The sequence below is a fragment of the Ideonella alba genome, from assembly GCF_018069845.1.
Taxonomy (GTDB): Bacteria; Pseudomonadota; Gammaproteobacteria; order Burkholderiales; family Burkholderiaceae_C; genus Ideonella; species Ideonella alba.
Window position 1 is genome coordinate 342,260 of record NZ_JAGQDD010000003.1, and the last position, 20,292, is coordinate 362,551.

General features: G+C 72.9%; 19 protein-coding genes. 15 read left to right on the forward strand and 4 right to left on the reverse strand.

Features of this window, described 5'->3' with window-relative positions; translation table 11 throughout:
• Positions 1-7: 7 nt before the first annotated feature.
• On the reverse strand, positions 8-2,239 hold the full coding sequence (locus tag KAK03_RS07415) for a GAF domain-containing protein (protein ID WP_210852898.1): 2,232 nt from the start codon (positions 2,237-2,239) through the stop codon (positions 8-10).
• A 16-nt stretch (positions 2,240-2,255) separates the two neighbouring features.
• Positions 2,256-3,722, reverse strand: coding sequence for a transcriptional regulator PpsR (gene ppsR, locus KAK03_RS25385; RefSeq protein WP_210852901.1), 1,467 nt, complete (start codon positions 3,720-3,722; stop codon positions 2,256-2,258).
• A gap of 261 nt (positions 3,723-3,983) precedes the next feature.
• Here ppsR and KAK03_RS07425 point away from each other — a divergent pair, with 261 nt between their 5' ends.
• Genes KAK03_RS07425 through KAK03_RS07435 form a run of 3 tightly spaced genes read left to right on the forward strand, consistent with a single transcriptional unit; the run spans position 3,984 to position 6,769 of the window.
• Positions 3,984-5,498, forward strand: coding sequence for a phytoene desaturase (locus tag KAK03_RS07425; RefSeq protein WP_210852903.1), 1,515 nt, complete (start codon positions 3,984-3,986; stop codon positions 5,496-5,498).
• Positions 5,479-6,567, forward strand: a complete 1,089-nt coding sequence (locus KAK03_RS07430) for a phytoene/squalene synthase family protein (RefSeq protein ID WP_210852905.1) — start codon at positions 5,479-5,481, stop codon at positions 6,565-6,567. The genes KAK03_RS07425 and KAK03_RS07430 overlap by 20 nt, the downstream gene beginning before the upstream one ends.
• A 16-nt stretch (positions 6,568-6,583) precedes the next feature.
• Complete coding sequence (locus KAK03_RS07435) at positions 6,584-6,769, forward strand: hypothetical protein (RefSeq protein WP_210852907.1); 186 nt, start codon at positions 6,584-6,586, stop codon at positions 6,767-6,769.
• On the opposite strand, the gene KAK03_RS07440 is transcribed toward KAK03_RS07435, so the two are convergent.
• Complete coding sequence (locus KAK03_RS07440) at positions 6,705-7,547, reverse strand: carotenoid 1,2-hydratase family protein (RefSeq protein WP_210852909.1); 843 nt, start codon at positions 7,545-7,547, stop codon at positions 6,705-6,707. The two genes, KAK03_RS07435 and KAK03_RS07440, sit on opposite strands and share 65 nt — an antisense overlap.
• A 23-nt stretch (positions 7,548-7,570) precedes the next feature.
• On the reverse strand, positions 7,571-9,136 hold the full coding sequence (gene crtD, locus KAK03_RS07445; protein WP_210852916.1) for a 1-hydroxycarotenoid 3,4-desaturase CrtD: 1,566 nt from the start codon (positions 9,134-9,136) through the stop codon (positions 7,571-7,573).
• 151 nt (positions 9,137-9,287) lie between these two features.
• Here crtD and KAK03_RS07450 point away from each other — a divergent pair, with 151 nt between their 5' ends.
• From KAK03_RS07450 to pufC, 12 genes are all read left to right on the forward strand, one after another.
• Positions 9,288-10,169 (forward strand): polyprenyl synthetase family protein, encoded by an 882-nt coding sequence (locus tag KAK03_RS07450; protein WP_210852917.1) that lies wholly within the window; start codon positions 9,288-9,290, stop codon positions 10,167-10,169.
• A gap of 155 nt (positions 10,170-10,324) precedes the next feature.
• Complete coding sequence (locus tag KAK03_RS07455) at positions 10,325-11,347, forward strand: methyltransferase (RefSeq protein WP_210852919.1); 1,023 nt, start codon at positions 10,325-10,327, stop codon at positions 11,345-11,347.
• Between the two features lie 89 nt (positions 11,348-11,436).
• Positions 11,437-12,381 (forward strand): chlorophyll synthesis pathway protein BchC, encoded by a 945-nt coding sequence (bchC, locus tag KAK03_RS07460; protein WP_247660977.1) that lies wholly within the window; start codon positions 11,437-11,439, stop codon positions 12,379-12,381.
• Positions 12,378-13,385 carry a chlorophyllide a reductase iron protein subunit X gene (locus KAK03_RS07465; RefSeq protein WP_210852923.1) on the forward strand — a complete coding sequence of 336 codons (1,008 nt, stop codon included), beginning with the start codon at positions 12,378-12,380 and terminating at the stop codon, positions 13,383-13,385. The genes bchC and KAK03_RS07465 overlap by 4 nt, the downstream gene beginning before the upstream one ends.
• Before the next feature lie 7 nt (positions 13,386-13,392).
• Positions 13,393-14,919: a chlorophyllide a reductase subunit Y gene (gene bchY / locus KAK03_RS07470; RefSeq protein WP_210852925.1), complete on the forward strand. Its 1,527-nt coding sequence runs from the start codon at positions 13,393-13,395 to the stop codon at positions 14,917-14,919.
• A 3-nt stretch (positions 14,920-14,922) separates the two neighbouring features.
• Positions 14,923-16,401 (forward strand): chlorophyllide a reductase subunit Z, encoded by a 1,479-nt coding sequence (gene bchZ / locus KAK03_RS07475; protein ID WP_210852926.1) that lies wholly within the window; start codon positions 14,923-14,925, stop codon positions 16,399-16,401.
• Between the two features lie 117 nt (positions 16,402-16,518).
• A complete protein-coding gene (pufB, locus tag KAK03_RS07480) occupies positions 16,519-16,668 on the forward strand; it encodes a light-harvesting antenna LH1, beta subunit (RefSeq protein ID WP_210803181.1) in 150 nt (49 codons plus the stop codon).
• A gap of 36 nt (positions 16,669-16,704) precedes the next feature.
• Positions 16,705-16,926, forward strand: a complete 222-nt coding sequence (locus KAK03_RS07485; RefSeq protein ID WP_210852928.1) for a hypothetical protein — start codon at positions 16,705-16,707, stop codon at positions 16,924-16,926.
• A gap of 15 nt (positions 16,927-16,941) precedes the next feature.
• Entirely contained in the window at positions 16,942-17,124 is a 183-nt protein-coding gene (gene pufA / locus KAK03_RS07490) for a light-harvesting antenna LH1, alpha subunit (protein ID WP_210803183.1), read from the forward strand.
• A 173-nt stretch (positions 17,125-17,297) separates the two neighbouring features.
• Positions 17,298-18,122, forward strand: coding sequence for a photosynthetic reaction center subunit L (gene pufL, locus KAK03_RS07495; RefSeq protein WP_210852930.1), 825 nt, complete (start codon positions 17,298-17,300; stop codon positions 18,120-18,122).
• A 41-nt stretch (positions 18,123-18,163) separates the two neighbouring features.
• The gene (gene pufM, locus KAK03_RS07500; protein ID WP_210852932.1) at positions 18,164-19,126 is read left to right on the forward strand and encodes a photosynthetic reaction center subunit M; all 963 of its coding nucleotides are present in this window, start codon (positions 18,164-18,166) and stop codon (positions 19,124-19,126) included.
• Between the two features lie 68 nt (positions 19,127-19,194).
• Complete coding sequence (gene pufC, locus KAK03_RS07505; protein ID WP_210852933.1) at positions 19,195-20,271, forward strand: photosynthetic reaction center cytochrome PufC; 1,077 nt, start codon at positions 19,195-19,197, stop codon at positions 20,269-20,271.
• Positions 20,272-20,292 lie beyond the last annotated feature (21 nt).

Genomic DNA, 20,292 nt, shown 5'->3' on the forward strand with positions numbered 1-20,292 from the left:
GCGGCGCTCACGACCCGCTGTCCGCGCCCGGCGGCGTGCTCAGCCGGCGGATGCGCTCGACCAGCGAGGTGGCCCGGCGGGTGGCGCTTTCCAGCTCTTCAAGCATCGGCGCGGTGGGCACGGAGGCGCTGGAATCGGCAATGTCCATCGCCGCCAGGCTGGCATTGGTGAGGATGGCGCCCAGCAGCGGGTCGATCTCGCGCGTGGCCGCGGCGCCCGCCGACAGGCCCTCGACCGGCGCCGCCGCCGGCATCGCCCGGGCCAGTGAGGCCTCCAGGTGGGCGCGGGCCTGGGTGGCGCGCCAGCTCTGGCTGCGGTCGAAGAACGTCAGCACATAGCCCAGCGGACGGCCGTCACGGCCCGGCACCACCTCGGCGCGCACCGTCACCGGCCGCTCGCCGGCATCGGCCTGCTGCGGGCGCAACAGCAGCTCGCCACGCCAGTGGGCCTGGCCGGTGCGCAACGCGGCCAGCGCATGGCGCAGCTGCTGGGGCTGGGTGAAGGCATCGGCCAGGTGGTCCAGGTCGGCCGCGTCGGCCGGCGGCCCCCCGGACCAGACCCGGCCCAGCAACTGACCACAGGCCTCGTTGATGAACAGCAGCCGGCCGTCCGGCCCGGCCACCAGCACCGCCTCGACGGCGTTGCGCACGGTCTCGCGCACCGTGGCCAACTGGTGCTCGGCCACCAGCAGGCGCACCGCCTGGACCTGCACGATGATGTCCACCAGCGCACCGCCAAAGGCCCGGCCCAGCGCCAGCTCGGCGGTGGTCCAGGCGATCGCGGTGCCGCGCACCAGCTCGGACCAGGCGGCGAAGGAGCGCCGCGGCGACAGGCTCATCGGGTCATCGCCGATCATCGGCTTGTGCGGGTCGCCGGCCCAGGTGACGGTGCGCATCTGCTCCTTGCGCAGCCACATCAGCAGGTCGGGCCGCTGTGCCGACAGGCGCACGCCCAGCACGCCGCTGGCGGTGGGCGTCAGCGAGGCCAGCGCCGGGTTGGCCTTGCCCACCGCGGAGCTGGCGAACAGCATGTCGCTGGCGGTCTGCTCGACCACCCAGTCGCGCAGCGCGCGCAGCTCGGGCGTGGACGGCACCTCGCCGGTGGTCAGCAATTCGTTCTCGGCGAACAGCACCGCGCCGGTGGCATTCAGCGGCTGCAGCAGCGTGGCCGGGTTGCGGAACAGCGCCTGGCGCCAGTCGCCCTCGGTGGAGGTGGCCTCGACCAGGCGCTGCTCGAGCCGGCGCACCAGCACCGCGACCTGCGCATGGGCGTAGTTCTCGATCGCCGCGATGCGGGTGGAGACCACCTCGCCGATCAGGTCGCAGGCGGCGCGCACCGCGTAGCGCACGTTGCGCGGCGCATCGTGGTGGGCGGCGATCAGGCCCCACAGCCGTTCCTCGTGCACCAGCGACACCACCAGCGTCGCGGTGACACCCATGTTCTTCAGGTACTGCAGGTGCAGCGGCGACATGCTGCGCAGGTAGCTCATCGACATGTCGAGCTGGTCGCCCACCGGCTGGCCGTCCTCGCGCACCAGCAGCTGCGGCTGGTAGTGCACGTCCACCAGCACCCGCACCCGGTTGCGCAGGTACAGCTCGCGGGCGCGCTGCGGAATGTCGGTGGCCGGGTAGTGGTGCCCCAGCAGCGACTGCAGCCGCGGGTCGCGCGACTCGGCGATGATCTCGCCGTGGCCCTCGGGGTCGAACTTGTAGACCATCACCCGGTCGTAGCCGATCAGCTCGCGCACGCCGCGTGCGGTGGCGTCGGCCAGCACGCCCAGGCTGGCGGCTTCGCCAATGCGCTGCACGGTCTGCGCGACCAGCGTCATCAGCGTCTCGCGGTCATGGCCCACGGTGGGCGCGGCCCCCGACGCCAGCGGCTCCAGCTCCAGCACCAGCGCGCCCGCGGCATTGCGGTGCAGTGCGCCCTCCCAGTCGGGCGCGCCGCCGCCGCGGGCGGCCTGCAGCGGCACCGGTTCATCGGCGCGCAGCGCGGGCAGCGCGGCCTGCACCGCCTGCGCCAGGCCCGGCGCCAGCGCCTCCAGCGGACGGCCCAGGCAGGCGCTGCCGGGGGCATCCAGCAGTTGCGCGATGTTCTCGGACGCTGCCGACAGCCGCAGGCCCTCGCCCTCCAGCACCAGCAGCACGCCGTGCGGCTGCACCGAGCCGGCGAGGTGGATCAGCTCACGCTCGCAGTTGGTCAGATCGGCCTGACCGAAGCGGGGACTCTCGCCTTGCACGTGCGTGCTCCGCAGATCAGTTCAGCAGCCCCGGGCCCGGCGTCTTGCCCGCCTCGAGCCGATGGTGGCGCATCCGCGCCCACAGGTCATCCAGCGCAATGCCCAGCAGCGCCGCGGCCTGCGCCAGGTCGGACGGGTGGCGGGCGATCGCCTCTTCCAGCAGGTGGCGCTCGGCCAGCTCGCTGGTCTCGCGCAGCAGGTCGCCCAGCGACATCAGGCCGACCTGGGCGGCCAGGCGGTCGATCGCGCTGGCCAGCTGGCGCACCTGCGGTGGCATCGCGCCCTGGCGGTGGTCGATGCGGCGCAGCGTCAGGCCCATGCATTCCTGGTCGCCTTCGGCCAGCAGCGCGGCCGAGACCTCGACGTCGATCGCCACCGACTCATGGCAGCCGACCGTGCACTGCTGCTGGTCGACGATGCCCAGGTGGCGCGCCTGCGCCAGGATGGCGGGCAGGCTGCCCTTGGCGTCGCCCAGCAGCTGGGTCAGGCTCTGGCCGGCGCTGGGCATGGGCATGCCGGGCACCGCGGCGGCGTCCTGGCACAGCAGGTCGAAGGCGGAGTTGGACATCAGCACCCGGGCCTGCGAATCGGTGATCACCACCGCGTCGGGCGTGCGGTCGACGAAACTGGCCAGGCGCAGGCTGGCCGAGCCCGGCTCGGCGGCCACCTCGGCCACGCGTACGCGCACCAGCAGCAGCAGCGTGCCGTCGGCGCTGAAGGGCGTGGCCGACAGGTCGGCCGGCACCGGCGCCACCGCCAGGCCCTCGCCAGGCGCCAGCAGCGCACGGATCTCGCCCGGGCGGCCGCTGGTGCGGGCGGTGACGAACAGCTCTTCCACCGCCGCGCGCGAGACGCTGCTGATGCTCGCCAGCACGCTCTGCCCGGCCCAGTGCGCCATCACGCGGCCGAACAGCTCGGCGGCGGCGCGGTTGGCCTCGACCATGGCGTAGCTGTGGGCGTCGATGACCAGCACGCCGTCGGTGGCCACCTGGAACAGCATGCGGTAGCGCGCCTCGGCCTGGCGACGGCGCCAGTAGTCGCGCTCCAGCGCCTGCTGGGCTTCGACGAATCGCTGCTGGATGGCGGCCACCGAGCGCAGGTCGCGGCCCACCGCCAGCACCGGGCCCTTGGCGCCCAGGCGCACGGCCGAGTAGGCCACCGGGATCTCGGTGCCGCCGTCGGCGTGGTGGTTGACCTCGCGGCGCTGCGTCACGCGGCCGGCGCGGGCCTCGCTGAGCATCATCTCGACCTTGCGGCGGGTCTCGCCAGTGACGGTGTCCACCCAGTGCCGGCCCACCCAGTGGGCGGCGCCACCGGTCAGCGGCTCGGCGCCCTGGGCGACGTTGCGGATGACCCCGTCGTCGTCGATCACCAGTGCGATGTCACTGGCGATGGAGACAAAGGTCTGCGCCAGCTGGGGCGCGAGTTCGGACAGCGCACCCAGGTCAGGCGGCTCGGTCGGGCGATTCGGGGCGTTGCTCACGCGACTTCTCCACTGCAGCGCACGACTTGCACCAAGGGCGGAATGATCCGCCAGGCGCAGGTGTCGACGCACAGGGCCTGGAATGATCAATCCACGATACCACAGGGGCCCTGTCCATGACGCTGCCGAGAGGACCAGGGCCGGCGAGTCGGGCTCTTTGAGGACGGCTGCCCGGGCGCCGCAGCGCAGGGGAAGGTGGGGCCGGCCAGGAGGAGTACGGATCGTGTTGTCATTCTAACTTGACACTCCTACAATCACCAAATGTTGACACTCGACAGTGGCGTGCCGCACGCCGTGGTGATCGGCTCCGGCTTCGGTGGCCTCGCCGCCGCGGTCCGGCTGGTGGCCCGTGGCTGGCGGGTGACCGTCGTCGAGCAGCTCGACGCGCCCGGCGGCCGGGCCTATGTGCACCGGCAGGACGGCTTCACCTTCGACGCCGGGCCCACCGTCATCACCGCGCCCTTCCTGCTCGAGGAGCTGTGGGCGCTGTGCGGCAAGCGCCTGTCCGACGACATCGACCTGCGCCCGGTGGCGCCGTTCTACCGCATCCGCTTCGACGACGGCACGCTGTTCGACTACAGCGGCGACCCCGAAGCCATGCGCCGCGAGGTGGCCCGCCTGGCGCCGGGTGACGTGGCCGGCTACGAGCGCTACCTGGCGGCCAGCAAGGCCATCTTCAAGGTCGGCTTCGAGCAGCTGGGCCATGTGCCGTTCGAGAGCCCCACCGACATGCTCAAGGTCGCCCCCGACCTGCTGCGCCTGCAGGGCTGGCGCTCGGTCTGGGGCCTGGCCAGCCGCCATGTGCGCGACCCGCGGCTGCGCGTGGTGCTGACCTTCCAGTCGCTGCTGGTGGGCGGCAACCCCTTCGACACCACCGCGGTCTACTGCCTGATCGCCCACCTGGAGCGCCACTGGGGCGTGCACTTCGCGATGGGCGGCACCGGCGCGCTGGTCAGCGGCCTGGTCAAGCTGATGCAGGAGCAGGGCGCTCAGCTGCGGCTGAACACCCGGGTCGAGCAGATCATCGTCGAGGGCGGCCGCGCCCGGGGCGTGATGCTGCAGGGCGGCGAGCGCCTGGACGCCGACGCGGTGATCTCCAACGCCGACTCGGCCTTCACCTACCGCCGCCTCGTGGCGCCCGAGCACCGCCACCGCTGGACCGACCGCAAGCTGGAGCGCGCCAACTACTCGATGAGCCTGTTCGTCTGGTACTTCGGCACGCGCCGCCAGTACCCGGACGTGGCCCACCACACGATTGCGCTGGGGCCGCGCTACCGCGAGCTGCTGGCCGACATCTTCCACCGCCAGCACCTGGCCGAGGACTTCAGCCTCTACCTGCACCGCCCCACCGCCACCGACCCCTCGCTGGCACCGCCGGGCTGCGACACCTTCTACGCGCTGGCGCCGGTGCCGCACCAGGGCAGCGGCGTCGACTGGACGCAGCAGGCCGAGCCCTTCCGGCAGGCGGTGCAGCGGCGGCTGGAAAGCACCCTGCTGCCGGGCCTGAGTGCCGAGGTCGTGACCTCGCGCGTGACGACGCCGCTGGACTTCGCCCAGCGCCTGTCCTCCGAGCAGGGCGCCGCCTTCGGCCTGGCGCCCACGCTGATGCAGAGCGCCTGGTTCCGACCGCACAACCGCAGCGAGGACATTCCGGGGCTGTACCTGGTTGGCGCCGGCACCCATCCGGGCGCCGGGCTGCCCGGCGTGCTCAGCTCAGCCCGCGTGCTCGACCACTACCTGGCTCCGGCCGCCGCCCATGTCCGCGCCGCCGCCTGATCGTCTGGCCGCCGACCGCGCCGACCTGGCCGCCTGCCGGGTGGCGCTGGCCAATGGCTCGCGCACCTTCCTGGCCGCCTCGTGGCTGCTGCCGCGTGCGGTGCGTGAGCCGGCCTGCGCGCTCTACGCCTTCTGCCGCATGGCCGACGACCGGGTCGATGGCGCCGCCGCCCGCGGCGAGAACGCCGCCGAGGCGGTGGCCGAGCTGCGCGAGCGCCTGGCACGCCTGTACGCCGGCCAGCCCGGCCCGGACGTGGCCGACCGCGCGCTGGCCGCGGTGGTGCGCGGCGGCACGCTGCCGATCGCCTGGCCGCTGGCGCTGATCGAGGGCTTCGAGTGGGACGCCACCGGCCGCCGCTACGAGACGCTCGACGAGCTGCTGGCCTACGCCGCCCGCGTGGCCGGCGCGGTGGGCGCGATGATGGCCGCGCTGATGGGCGCCACCCAGGGCGAGCACGCCGAGGCCGCGCTGGCCCGCGCCTGCGACCTGGGCGTGGCGATGCAGCTCTCCAACATCGCCCGCGATGTGGGAGAAGACGCCGCGATGGGCCGGCTCTACCTGCCGCAGCAATGGCTGCGCGAGGCCGGCATCGACCCCGACGCCTTCCTCGCCGCCCCGGTGTTCAGCCCGGCGCTGCACCAGGTGGTGGAACGCCTGCTGGCCGTGGCCGAGCGCCTGTACGCCCGCGCCGGCGCCGGCGTGGCCGCGCTGCCGCTGGCCTGCCGGCCCGGCATCAACGCCGCGCGCCTGCTGTACCGCCAGATCGGTCTGCAGGTGCGGCGCAACGGCGGCAACTCGGTCGACCGCCGCGCCGTCGTGTCGGCCCGGCGCAAGCTGCTGGGCCTGGCCCAGGCCGCCTGCACGCTGCGGCCGTCGATGCAGGCGCTGCACGAGCCGCCGCTGGCGGCCAATGCCTTCCTGGTGCAGGCGCTGCCGCGCCCGCTGGCCGACACGCCGCCGGCCTGGTGGCAGTGGCAGACGCGCGGCCTGCGCGTGCTGGCGCTGTTCGAGCGTCTGGAGCGCTGGGACCGCGCGCGCCAGGCTGCGCCGCCGGTGGTCTGGCGCTGACGGCCGCTGGGGCGCCGTGTCGCTGATCTGGCTGGAGATCGTGCTGGGCTTCGGCGTGCCCATCGCCTGGGGCCTGTGGGAGCTGTGGTCGTTGCGCCGGCTGCGCCAGCGCGACGAGGCCGCCCACGCCGAGGCGCTCAAGCCCGCCGTGGCATCCGGAACGGCAGCATCGCCTGCACCCACGGACGAGCGAAACGCCTGAGGTCCAGGCTCTCCTGCACCGCGCAGACCGGCAGGCCGTGCCAGCGCAGCCCCAGCAGCGAGCGGGTGTAGAACGGCCCGTCCTCCAGCCGGCGCAGCCGCTGCGGCAGCGAGCCCGCGTCCTGGCGCACCTGCTGCGCCACGCCCCAGGCGCCGCGCGGCAGATCGGTGCTGGCCATCAGCGGCAGTTGCTGCACCGGCTGGCCCTCGCGCAGTTCCAGCGCCAGCGCGCGGGTCTGGCCATCGCGCTCGACCGTGTCGTAGACCACCATGCAGCGCCGCTCGTCCAGGTGGGCGCGCGCCCAGTGCCAGTGCGAGAAGGCCTGCTCCAGCGGTTCGGCGCCGCGGTTGCTGTCCAGGTAGCCCTGGCCGCGCCAGTGCCAGCCGGGTTCGTCGAAGTCGACCTCCACGTCGGCCAGCGGCGCCAGCGGCCACCACTGGTGGCGGCCGGCGCCGTCCAGGTCGATCGGCGCGGTGGGACAGGGCCGCGGCCGCAGCCGCACGCGGCCGCGCAGGCGGCGCGGCCAGGGCACGGCCCATTCCTGGATGCGCGCCTCCAGCACCTCGCCGTCCCAGTGCAGCGCGCTGGGCCCCACCTGCAGGTGATCGGGCCCGCGCTGCAGCTGCGCCGCGCCACGCTCGGTCATCGCCCACAGGGGCCGGCCGTCGCGGTACAGCGCCACGTTGATCGCGCAGTGCGCCTGCGGGTCGGCCGGACCCCGGGCGCGGGCCCGGGCGTAGTAGGGCGAGAAGACGCTGCCGACGAAGCCGATCAGCACCAGCGCATCACGGCGGTCGGCGCTCAGCGCGTCAAGGTACCACCAGGCATAGCCGCCGGGGGGGACAGGGTGATCGAAACCCGGGCGGGCGCTGCCTGCAGCATCGCCTGCGCCGCCAGCCAGCCCGAAGTGGCCGCCATCGGCAGGCCCGGCCCCGGGTGCACGCTGCCCCCCGCCAGCCACAGGCCCGGGATCCGGCTGGCCGAGCCCATCCGGCGAAACGAGGCCTGCCAGCCGTGCGTCGCCCGCCCGTACAGCGCCCCCCCGGTCCCCGGAAAGCGCGCCGCGAAGTCCGCCGGCGTCGTGCGCAGCACCGTCTCGGGCTGCCAGCGCAGGCGCAGGCCGCAGCGTCTCAGATGGGTCAGGCTGCGCAGTTCGCATGTGTCGATCTCCTGTGGGGACAGGCCGCGGCCGTCCGCCTGGGCCGGTGCATTGACCAGCCAGAACATCCGCTCCAGGCCCCCGGGCGGCGGCGAGACGTCGTCGCGGTCGGGGGCGCAGAGGTAGACCGTGGGGCGGCGCGGCAGGCGCGTGGCGCCGAAGATGTCGCTGAACTCGCCCGCGCCATCGCTGCTGAAGAACACGTTGTGGTGCGCCAGCGCCGGCCCCTGGGCCTGCGCCAGCGCGGTCCAGGTGAGGGCCGACAGCGACCGCGGCGCGGTGGCGGCCTCACTCGGCATGGCGGCGCGCGCCGCCGCACCGGCCAGACCGCGCGCCAGCGCCGCGGCGTCGCCGTTCCACAGCACCTGGTCGGCGCGCAGGCACTCGCCCCCCAGCAGGCGCACGCCGCAGGCGCGGCCGCCCTCGACCAGCAGCTCGCTCACATGGGCGCCGGTGCGCAGCACGGCGCCGCGCGCCACGGCGATGTCGGCCAGCGCCCGCGCCAGCCGCTGCATGCCGCCGGGGATGCGCCACACGCCCGCACGCTCGGCCTGCGCCACCAGCATCAGCGTGGCCGGCGCCGCATCGGGCGAGGCGCCGCAATAGGTGGCGTAGCGGCCGAAGAGCTGGCGCAGCCGCGGGTCACGGAACTGCCGGGCCAGCTCAGCCATCAGCGTGGCGAACGGCGCAATGCCGGCCAGCGCCGCCAGCCCAGGCAGGCCCTGCGCACGCCAGCTGCGCCAGGCCAGGCTGATCGGCGTGGGGCGCGGCGCCCGCATGTGGGTGTGCTCCAGCGTGCGGAAGATGCGCTCGGCGCGGCCGCAGAAGGCCTGGTAGCGGCGCGCCTCGTCGGGCCCGGCGAAGGCGCCGATCGCCGCCACCGCCTGCTGCGGATCGGCCAGCAGGTCCAGCGTGTCGCCGCCGCGCCAGAAGTGGCGCGCCAGCACCGGCATCGGCGTGGTGGGCACCCACGCGCCAAAGGATTCGCCCAGCTCGGCAAACAGCGTCTCGAACCAGGGTTTGAGCGTGAACACCGTGGGCCCGGCGTCGATCCAGGCATCGCCCGCCGCCTGGTGGCGCAGCTTGCCGCCCCAGTGCGCGGCGCGCTCCAGCACGGTGACGGCACGCCCGGCGTGGGCCAGGCGCGCCGCGGCGACCAGGCCGCCGATGCCACCGCCAACCACGATCACCCGGTGCTCGCCCGCCATGGTCTTCAGACCCGGTGGCGACCGTGGGGGGTCGTCAGTGTGTATTGACGTTGACAGCTCATGTGTCTATTCTGCTTGACACTTGATGCTGTTGACAACCGCGTCAGGCCGGCCCCTCCCTGGTCGGCCGGGCGTCACACCGGGGAGCCTGATGGACATTCGCAACCGGATCGAGGCCTCGCTGCAGCGGGCCCTGGAAGGCGCCCTGATCGACGACGCGCCACCGCGCCTGGCGGCCGCCGTGCGACACGCGGTGTGGCCGGGCGGCGCCCGCGTGCGGCCGCGCCTGTGCCTGGCCGTGGCGCTGGCCTGCGGCGACGACGACCCGCTGCTGGCCGATGCCGCCGCCGCGGCGATCGAGCTGCTGCACTGCGCCTCGCTGGTGCACGACGACCTGCCCTGCTTCGACAACGCGCGCCTGCGCCGCGGCCGGCCGTCGGTGCACGCCGCCTATGGCGAGCGGCTGGCGGTGCTCAGCGGTGACGCGCTGATCGTGCTGGCGCTGCAGGGCCTGGGCGCGGTGGCCGCACGGGCACCGCAGCGCCTGCCGGCGGTCTGGGCGGCGGTGACGCGCGGCGTCAGCATGCCCCACGGCATCGTCGCCGGCCAGGCCCAGGAATGCGAGCCCCAGGTGGTGCTGAGCGACTACCAGCGTGCCAAGACCGGCGCCCTGTTCGTGGCCGCCACGGTGGCCGGCGCCGAAGCCGCGGGCGCGCCTGGCGCCCCGTGGCGCGCGCTGGGCGCCTGTCTGGGTGAGGCCTACCAGGTGGCCGACGACATCCGCGACGTGGTGGCCGACCCCGAGGCGCTGGGCAAGCCGGTGGGCCAGGACGTAATGCACGACCGCCCCAGCTCGGCCCGCGTGCATGGCCTGCTGGACGCGACGCGGCATTTCGGCGAGCTGGTCGACGAGGCCGCGGCCTCGGTGCCGGCCTGCCCCGGCCGCCACCAGCTGCAAGCCCTGGTGCGCGCCGAGGGCGAGCGTCTGGTGCCCACCGCGCTGTACGCCGACCTGCTGCGCCAGGCCGCCTGAGCCCACGGTGAATCCCCGCGAACACAGCGCCGACGTCCGCTGGGACGGCGCCCCCCCCCGCGCCCTGGCGCGACGGCTGGGCGCGCTGGCGTGACCGCCTGCTGGGCAGCCCGCGCTTTCGCCAGTGGGCGGCCGGCTTCCCGCTGACGCGCTGGGTGGCGCGTCGGCGCGCGCAGGCGCTGTTCGACCTGGTCGCCGGCTTCGTCTACTCGCAGGTGCTGCTGGCCTGCGTGCAGCTGCGCCTGTTCGACCACCTGGCCGAGGGCCCCCGCACGCTGGACGCGCTGGCGCCCCGGCTGGGCCTGGACGCCAGCGCCTGCCTGCGGCTGCTGCAGGCGGCGCAGGCACTGTCGCTGGTCGAGCCACGCGGCGCCGGCCGCTGGGGCCTGGGCCCGCTGGGCGCGGTGATGGCCGGCGACCGCGCGATCAGCGCGATGGTCGAGCACCACGGCGCGCTCTATGCCGACCTGGCCGACCCGGTGGCGCTGCTGCGCGGCCAGGCCCGCGACAGCCACCTGGCCGCGTTCTGGCCCTACGCCACCACCACCGCGCCGGGCCAGCTCGGCGACGCCGACGTGGGCGCCTACAGCGAGCTGATGAGCGCCTCGCAGCCGCTGGTGGCCGAGCAGGTGCTGGACGCGGTGGACCTGCGGCGCTGGCGCTGCCTGATGGACGTGGGGGGTGGCCAGGGCCGCTTCCTGATCGAGGCGGCGCGCCGCGCGCCGGCGCTGTCGCTGCGGCTGCTGGACCTGCCGGCGGTGGTCGAGCGCGCACGGCAGCAGCCAGACTGGCAGGCGCTGGGCGAGCGCGCCCGCGTGCACGGCGCCGACTTCCTGCGCCAGCCGCTGCCCACGGGCGCCGACATCGTCTCGCTGGTGCGCGTGGTCCACGACCACGACGACGAACCTGCCCAGGCACTGTTGCGCGCCGTGCACGCCGCGCTGCCCCCCGGCGGGGCACTGCTGCTCGCCGAACCGATGGCCGACACCCCCGGCGCCGCGCGCATGGGCGACGCCTATTTCGGCTTCTACCTGCTGGCCATGCGCAGCGGCCGGCCGCGCAGCGCGGCCCGCCTGTCCGAGCTGCTGCAGGCCGCCGGCTTCCAGGCGCCGCGCGAGCACGCCACCCGCCAGCCGCTGCAGACGCGGGTGTTGATGGCGCTCAAGCCCGGCACCTGAGCCCCCCACGGACCCCGTCGTAAATCACCCTTGACAACTCAATATGTCAGCGTACAGTGACACTCAACATGTCAATTTCCACTGACACCTTGGCCGTCGTTCTCGCCTCACCCGAGCACCTGCAGCTCGAGCGCCTGGCCCTGTCGCCGCGCGGCGAGGACGATCTGCTGGTCGAGGTGGAATGGAGCGGCATCTCCACCGGCACCGAGCGCCTGCTGTGGAGCGGCCGCATGCCGCCCTTCCCCGGCATGGGCTACCCGCTGGTACCGGGCTACGAGTCGGTCGGCCGCGTGGCCGAAGCCGGCGCCGACAGCGCCTTCCGCCCCGGCGACCGCGTCTTCGTGCCCGGCGCCAACTGCTTCGGCCCGGTGCGCGGCCTGTTCGGTGGCGCCGCACAGCGCCTGGTGGTGCCGGCGCGCCGCGTGGTGGCCGTGGACGAGGCCCTGGGCGAAGATGCAGTGCTGATGGCCCTGGCCGCCACCGCCTACCACGCGGTGGCCCGCGGCGGCACCTGCGAGCACCCCGAGCCGCCCGAGCTGATCGTCGGCCACGGCGTGCTGGGTCGCCTGCTGGCGCGCCTGAACGTGGCCGCCGGCTGCACCAACACGGTCGTCTGGGAAACCGACGCCCGCCGCCAGGACGGTGCCCGCGGCTACACCGTGCTGCACCCCGATGACGACCCGCGCCGCGACTACCGCAGCGTCTGCGACGTCAGCGGCGATGCCGCCATGCTCGACGTGCTGATGCAGCGCCTGGCCCCCGGCGGCGAGATCGTGCTGGCCGGCTTCTACCCCGACCGCGTGTCCTTCGCCTTCCCGCCGGCCTTCATGCGCGAAGCGCGCATCCGCGTCGCGGCCGAATGGCAGCGCCCCGACCTGCTGGCCGTCAAGGCCCTGATCGAGTCCGGCGTGCTGCCGCTCGACGGCCTGGTCACCCACCACTGCGAGGCCGATCAGGCCGACCAGGCCTACCGCACCGCCTTCGGCGACGCCGGCTGCCTGAAGATGATTCTCGACTGGAGGCACAGCGCATGAACTCTCCCACCGAGGTGCCTGTGCAGGTGCTGCGCGATCTGCAGTTGCGCGCCGAAGCGGCCATTGAGCCCGACGCGCCGTCCATCGGCCCCGTCAAGCAGGGCACACAGATCATTGCGATCTACGGCAAGGGCGGCATCGGCAAGAGTTTCACGCTGGCCAACCTCAGCTACATGATGGCCCAGCAGGGCCGGCGCGTGCTGCTGATCGGCTGCGACCCCAAGAGCGACACCACCAGCCTGCTGTTCGGCGGCAAGGCCACGCCCACCATCATCGAGACCAGCAGCCGCCGCAAGGCCGCCGGCGAATCGGTGGCGATCGGCGATGTCTGCTTCAAGCGCGACGGCGTCTACGCGATGGAGCTGGGCGGCCCCGAGGTCGGCCGCGGCTGCGGCGGGCGCGGCATCATCCACGGCTTCGAGACGCTCGAGAAGCTCGGCTTCCACGACTGGGGCTTCGACTACGTGCTGCTCGACTTCCTGGGCGACGTGGTCTGCGGCGGCTTCGGCCTGCCGATCGCCCGCGACCTGTGCCAGAAGGTCATCGTCGTCGGCTCGAACGACCTGCAGAGCCTGTACGTGGCCAACAACGTCTGCTCGGCGGTCGAGTACTTCCGCAAGCTCGGCGGCAACGTCGGCGTGGCCGGCCTGGTGGTCAACAAGGACGACGGCACCGGCGAGGCCCAGGCCTTTGCCGCGCAGGCCGGCATCCCGGTGCTGGCCAGCATCCCCGCGCACGAGGACATCCGCCGCAAGAGCGCCGCCTACGAGATCATCGGCCGCCCCGATGGCGCCTGGGGTCCGCTGTTCGGCCAGCTGGCCGACGCCGTGGCCGAGGCCCCGCCGCAGCAGCCCCGCCCGCTCAGCCAGGACGGCCTGCTGGCGCTGTTCTCGGGCAGCGCGGTCGGCCGCGACGTGGTGCTGCAACCGGCCACCGACGCCGACATGATGGGCCGCGCCGTGGTGGCCAAGCCCTCGCTGGAGGTGGTCTACGACCCCGAGTGAGCCAGCGATGACTGTGTCCACCCTGCCCCTGCACGACGGCGCCCCCGAGGCGCTGGGCTGCCACGCCTCGGCCGAACAGGTCGCGGCGCTGGCGCAGCAGCTGCCCGAGTCCACCGCCGACACGCTGGCGCGCTACGCCCGCGACTACCCGCAGGGCCCGCACGACCAGCCGCAGAGCATGTGCCCGGCCTTCGGCTCGCTGCGCGTGGGCCTGCGCATGCGCCGCGTGGCCACGGTGCTGTCGGGCTCGGCCTGCTGCGTCTATGGGCTGAGCTTCACCTCGCACTTCTACGGCGCGCGCCGCAGCGTGGGCTACGTGCCCTTCAACAGCGAGACCCTGGTCACCGGCAAGCTCTTCGAGGACATCCGCGAAGCGGTCTTTGGCCTGGCTGACCCTGAGAAGGTCGACGCGGTGGTGGTGATCAACCTGTGCGTGCCCACCGCCAGCGGCGTGCCGCTGCAGCTGCTGCCCAGGCAGATCGACGGCGTGCGCGTGATCGGCATCGACGTGCCCGGCTTCGGCGTGCCCACCCATGCCGAGGCCAAGGACGTGCTGGCCGGCGCGATGCTGCGCTACGCCCGCGCCGAGGCCGAGTCCGGCCCGGTGCAGGCACCGCGCGGCGGCCGCGCCGAGCGGCCCAGCGTGGCCTTCCTGGGCGAGATGTTCCCCGCCGACCCGGTGGTGCTGGGCGCGCTGCTCGACCCCCTGGGCCTGGCCGCCGGCCCGGTGGTGCCCACGCGCGAATGGCGCGAGCTGTACGCCGCGCTGGACGCCAGCGTGGTCGCCGCGATCCACCCCTTCTACACCGCCAGCGTGCGCGAGTTCCAGGCCGCTGGCCGGCCGATCGTCGGCTCGGCGCCCGTGGGGGCCGAGGGCACCGACGCCTGGCTGCAGGCGATCGGGCGCAGCGCCAACGTGCCGCAGGCGATGATCGACGCCGCCCGCAACCGCTTCGTGCCCGCGGTGCGCAGCGCGCTGGCGTCGCAGCCGATCCGCGGCCGCCTCACGCTCAGCGGCTACGAGGGCTCCGAGCTGCTGGTGGCGCGCCTGCTGGTGGAAAGCGGCGCCGACCTGCGCTACTGCGGCACCGCCGCACCGGCCACGCCCTGGAACGCCGACGACCGCGACTGGCTGGCCGCGCACGGCGTGCATGTGCAGTGCCGCGCCTCGCTGGAGCAGGACCTGGCCGCGATGCGCGCCTTCGAGCCCGACCTGGCGATCGGCACCACGCCGCTGGTGCAGGCGGCCAAGCAGGCCCGCACGCCGGCGCTGTACTTCACGAACCTGATCTCGGCGCGGCCGCTGATGGGCCCGGCCGGCGCCGGCTCGCTGGCCACGGTGATCAACGCCGCGATCGCCAACCGCGCGCGCTTCGAGGCGATGGACGACTTCTTCGGCGCCTCCGGCGTCGGCCAGGGCGACCGCAGCGGCGTCTGGCAGCAGGCGCCGCAGGAGCGGCCGGCCTTCCGTGCCGACTTCCGCCGCCGCGTCATCAAGATCCAGCAGGCGGCGAACGCGCCGGTGGGGGTGTAGACCATGCTGGTGCTGGACCATGACCGGGCAGGCGGCTACTGGGGCGCGGTGTACGTGTTCACCGCGATCAAGGGCCTGCAGGTGGTGATCGACGGCCCGGTGGGCTGCGAGAACCTGCCGGTCACCAGCGTGCTGCACTACACCGACGCACTGCCACCGCACGAGCTGCCGATCGTCGTCACCGGCCTGGCAGAGGAACAGCTGGGCCGCGAAGGCACCGAAGGCGCGATGCGCCGCGCCCACCGCGCCCTGGACCCCGACCTGCCGGCGGTGGTGGTGACCGGCTCGATCGCCGAGATGATCGGCGGCGGCGTCACCCCCGAGGGCACCGGCCTGCTGCGCTTCCTGCCGCGCACGATCGACGAAGACCAGTGGCAGTGCGCCAACCGTGCGATGAGCTGGCTGTGGACGCAGTACGGCACGAAGCGCATCCCCGCGGCCCGGCCCGCGGCCGAACGCCCGGCCGGCGCGCGCCCCAAGGTCAACCTGATCGGCCCGAGCTATGGTGTCTTCAACGGCCCGAGCGATCTGGCCGAGATCCGTCGCCTGGTCGAAGGCATCGGCGCCGAGGTGAACCTCAGCTTCCCGCTGGGCAGCCACCTGGAGGACGTGCCGCGCCTGGCCGAGGCCGACGCCAACGTCTGCCTGTACCGCGAGTTCGGCGCCGCGCTGTGCGAACAACTGGAGCGGCCCTGGCTGCATGCGCCGATCGGCGTGCACAGCACCACCCGCTTCCTGCGCACCCTGGGCGAGATGCTGGGCCTGGACCCCGAGCCCTTCATCGAGCAGGAAAAGCACACCACGCTCAAGCCGGTGTGGGACCTGTGGCGCTCGGTGACGCAGGACTTCTTCGCCACCGCCAGCTTCGCGGTGGTGGCCGGCGCCACCTACACCCGTGGCCTGCAGCGCTACCTGGGCGAGGAGCTGGGCCTGCCCTGCCAGTTCGCGGTGCCACGCGTGCCCGGCGCCAAGACCGACAACGCCGAGGTGCGCCGCCTCACCCACAGCCGCACGCCGCTGGTGATGTTCGGCTCCTTCAACGAGCGCATGTACCTGGCCGAGCTGGCCGGCGGCCATGGCCCGCGGCCCAGCTACATCCCGGCGTCGTTCCCGGGCGCCATCATCCGCCGCGCCACCGGCACGCCCTTCATGGGCTATGCCGGCGCCACCTATGTGCTGCAGGAGGTCTGCAACGCCCTCTTCGACGCGCTGTTCCATGTGTTGCCGCTGGCCTCGGCGCTGGATGCCGTCGAGCCCACCCCGGCCCGCCTGGCGCCCGAGCGCCCGCAGGCCTGGGACGACGAGGCGCAGCGCCTGCTCGATGAGCTGGTGCGTGCCCAGCCGGTGCTGGTGCAGATCTCGGCCGCCAAGCGCCTGCGCGACCGCGCCGAGCACGAGGCGCAGCAGGCCGGCGAGGACCGTGTCACCGCCGAGCGCATGGCGCGCCTGCGCGACACCCTGACCACGGGCGTGCCGGCATGACGCCGATGACGCCCGCTTCCGACGTTCCGGCTGGCAGCCCTGCCACCGGGCGCCCTTGCCGCGCGGGATGGAGCCGCGGTATCGGCCGCAAGGCCATTGAGAAAAGGAACCCCCACTATGGCTGATGACCGTAAGGGCTCCCTGTCCGGACTGACCGAGCAGGAAGCACGCGAGTTTCACGGCATGTTTGTGACCAGCTTCATCGCGTTCACTGCGATCGCGATCGTCGCCCACATCCTGGTGTGGAACTGGCGTCCCTGGCTCTGAGCCTGGCCCGCCTTCAACGCTCCTGAGGAGCAAGAGATGACCGCTTCCACCCTGAAGCCCGACGTTGGCCACACCCGGGGCGCCGAGTCCTCGCGGCTGGTGTTCTGTGTGTGCTTTGCGATGTTCCTGGTGATCGCCGTGATCGCCCAGCTGCTGTTCATTCCCTGGCGCAGCTGGTTGACCGGTGCCGAGGACCATCGCTCGCTGATCGGCGGCGTCAGGTCGGCGGTCTACACCCTGTTGTCCAACATCCCTTGAATGGAGAGACAAGACATGTGGAGATTGTGGTTGCTGTTCGACCCGCGAAGGGTCCTCATCGCGCTGTTCACGTTCCTGTTCGGACTGGCGCTGCTCATTCACTTCATCCTGCTGAGCACCGACAAGTTCAACTGGCTCGACGGCGCCAAGAAAACCAAGGCGGCGACCGTCCAGGTCGAGGCACCGCCCAAGGGCTAGTCCCCGCACCCACCCTGCGTCCCCGGACGCAGGGTTCGGGCCGGAGACCCCCTTGTTCACCGTCCCTCGGCATCCGAGCCTGCCGCCTGCCTGCGGGCAAGCGACCGGTCGCATGCCGACCCAACACCTGATCGGCGCAGCCCTGGTGTGCTGCGTCTGCATGGGAGTCGGCCATGGCCATGCTCAGCTTCGAGCGCAAATACCGCGTCCGCGGCGGAACCCTGATCGGAGGCGACCTGTTCGACTTCTGGGTCGGTCCGTTCTACGTGGGCTTCTTCGGCGTCACCACCGCCTTCTTCGCCACCCTGGGCACCGCGCTGATCCTGTGGGGCGCGGCGCTGGGGCCGACCTGGAACCTGTGGCAGATCAGCATCGCGCCGCCGGACCTGAGCTGGGGCCTGCGCCTGGCGCCACTGGCCGAAGGCGGGCTGTGGCAGCTGATCACGATCTGTGCGCTGGGCGCCTTCGTGTCCTGGGCCCTGCGAGAGGTCGAGATCTGCCGCAAGCTGGGCATGGGGCTGCATGTGCCGGTGGCCTTCAGCTTCGCGATCTTCGCCTACTTCACGCTGGTGGTGATCCGACCGATGCTGCTGGGCGCCTGGGGCCATGGCTTCCCCTACGGGATCATGAGCCACCTGGACTGGGTGTCCAACACCGGCTACCAGTACCTGCACTTCCACTACAACCCGGCGCACATGCTGGGCGTGAGCTTCTTCTTCGCCACCTGCTTCGCGCTGGCGCTGCACGGCTCGCTGATCCTGTCGGCCACCAACCCCGGCAAGGGCGAAGTGGTCAAGGCGCCCGAGCACGAGAACACCTTCTTCCGCGACACCATCGGCTACTCGATCGGCTCGCTGGGCATCCACCGCCTGGGCCTGTTCCTGGCGCTGTCGGCGGCCTTCTGGAGCGCGATCTGCATCGTGCTCAGCGGTCCCTTCTGGACCCGCGGCTGGCCCGAATGGTGGAACTGGTGGCTGAGCCTGCCCGTCTGGCGCTGAACACCCCCACCCACGGCCCCTAGAAGACAACAGGAGCTCCCATGGCCGAGTACCAGAACATCTTCACCCGCGTCCAGGTCCATTCGCCCGCCTACCCCGGCGTGGCGCTGGCCGAGGACAAGCGCGCCGGCACCCCGGTGCATGTGCACCTGCTCGGACGCTTCGGCGACGCGCAGATCGGCCCGATCTACCTGGGCTGGCTCGGCGTGGTCGCGCTGATCCTGGGCTTCGCGGCCTTCGAGATCATCGGCCTGAACATGCTGGCCTCGGTCAACTGGAACCCGATCGAGTTCGTCCGGCAGCTGCCCTGGCTGGCACTGGAGCCGCCGGCGGCCGAGTACGGTCTGCGCATCCCGCCGCTCGAGAAGGGCGGCTGGTGGCTGATGGCGGGCTTCTGCCTGACCATGGCCATCCTGCTGTGGTGGGTGCGCATGTACCGTCGGGCCCGTGCGCTGGGCCTGGGCACGCATGTGGCGTGGGCCTTCGCCGCGGCGATCTGGCTGTACCTGGTGCTGGGCTTCATCCGCCCGGTGATGCTGGGCCAGTGGAGCGAGGCGGTGCCCTTCGGCATCTTCCCGCACCTGGACTGGACGGCGGCCTTCTCGCTGCGCTACGGCAACCTGTTCTACAACCCCTTCCACATGCTCAGCATCGCCTTCCTGTACGGCTCGGCGCTGCTGTTCGCGATGCACGGGGCGACGATCCTGGCCGTCACCCGCTTCGGCGGCGAGCGCGAGATCGAGCAGATCCTGGACCGCGGCACCGCCAGCGAGCGCGCGGCGCTGTTCTGGCGCTGGACCATGGGCTTCAACGCGACGATGGAATCCATCCACCGCTGGGCCTGGTGGTTCGCGGTGCTGTGCCCGCTGTGCGGCGGCATCGGCATCCTGCTGACCGGCACCGTGGTCGACAACTGGTACCTGTGGGCGGTCCAGCACGGCGTGGCGCCCAGCTACCCGGCGGCCTACCCGGTCGGACCGGACCCGGCCCTCGCCCCGCACTGACCCGATGTCCGCCGACGCGCCCGCAACCCCCGTGCCGTTGGCGGCCCGCTGATCCCGCAGGAGCACCCATGAAGAACACGCCCCACCGCGGCCTGCTGGCCGCCGCCCTGAGCCTCTGCGCCCTGCTGGCGGGCTGCGAACGCCCGCCGATGGAGAGCCAGCAGACCGGCTACCGCGGCACCGCCATGGGCCAGGTCAGCAACCCGCGCCTGACCGAACCGCTGCTGGCCGCCCAGACCCTGCCCGAGCCGCTGCCCGCGGTGCCGGCGCCGCCCGGCTCGCCGCTGGCCAAGGACGTCTTCAAGAACGTCAAGGTGCTGGGCGATCTGCCGGTGGGCGAGTTCACCCGCACGATGCAGGCGATCACCAACTGGGTGTCGCCGCAGCAGGGCTGCGCCTACTGCCACGCCCAGGGCGCCGAACTCTCCGACGACTCGCTCTACACCAAGGTCGTGGCGCGCAAGATGCTGACCATGACCCGCCACCTGAATGCCGACTGGCAAAGCCACGTCCAGCAGACCGGGGTGACCTGCTACACCTGTCACCGTGGCCAGCCGGTGCCGGCCGCGGTGTGGTTCAACCAGGACGGCGGCAAGCATGCCGGCGGCGCCTCGGCGCTGGGCTATGGCCAGAACCACCCGTCGATGCAGGCCGGCCTGACCTCGCTGGATGTGAACGTGCTGTCGCGCTACCTGGTGGGGGCCGAGCCGATCCGCACCGGCACGCCGCAGGCCCTGCCGATGGGCAGCCCGATGACGATCCGCCAGACCGAGAACACCTTCGGCCTGATGATCCACATGAGCGAATCGCTGGGCGTCAACTGCACCCACTGCCACAACACCCGCTCGCACACCGAGTGGTCGCAGAGCCCGCTGGCGCGCACCCAGGCCTACCACGGCATCCGCATGGCCCGCGAGTTGAACAACCAGTACCTGCTGCCGCTGACCTCGGTCTTCCCGGACCACCGCAAGGGCCCGGGCGGCGATGTGGCCAAGATCAGCTGCGCCACCTGCCACCAGGGGGTCAACAAGCCGCTGGCCGGCCAGTCGATGCTGAAGGACCATCCGGCGCTGGGCGGGGTGCCGATGGGCACCGCCACCGCGACGCCGCCGGCCGCCGCGACCACCGCGGCCGCCCCCAACTGAGGCCATCCGCCCCCTGCCATG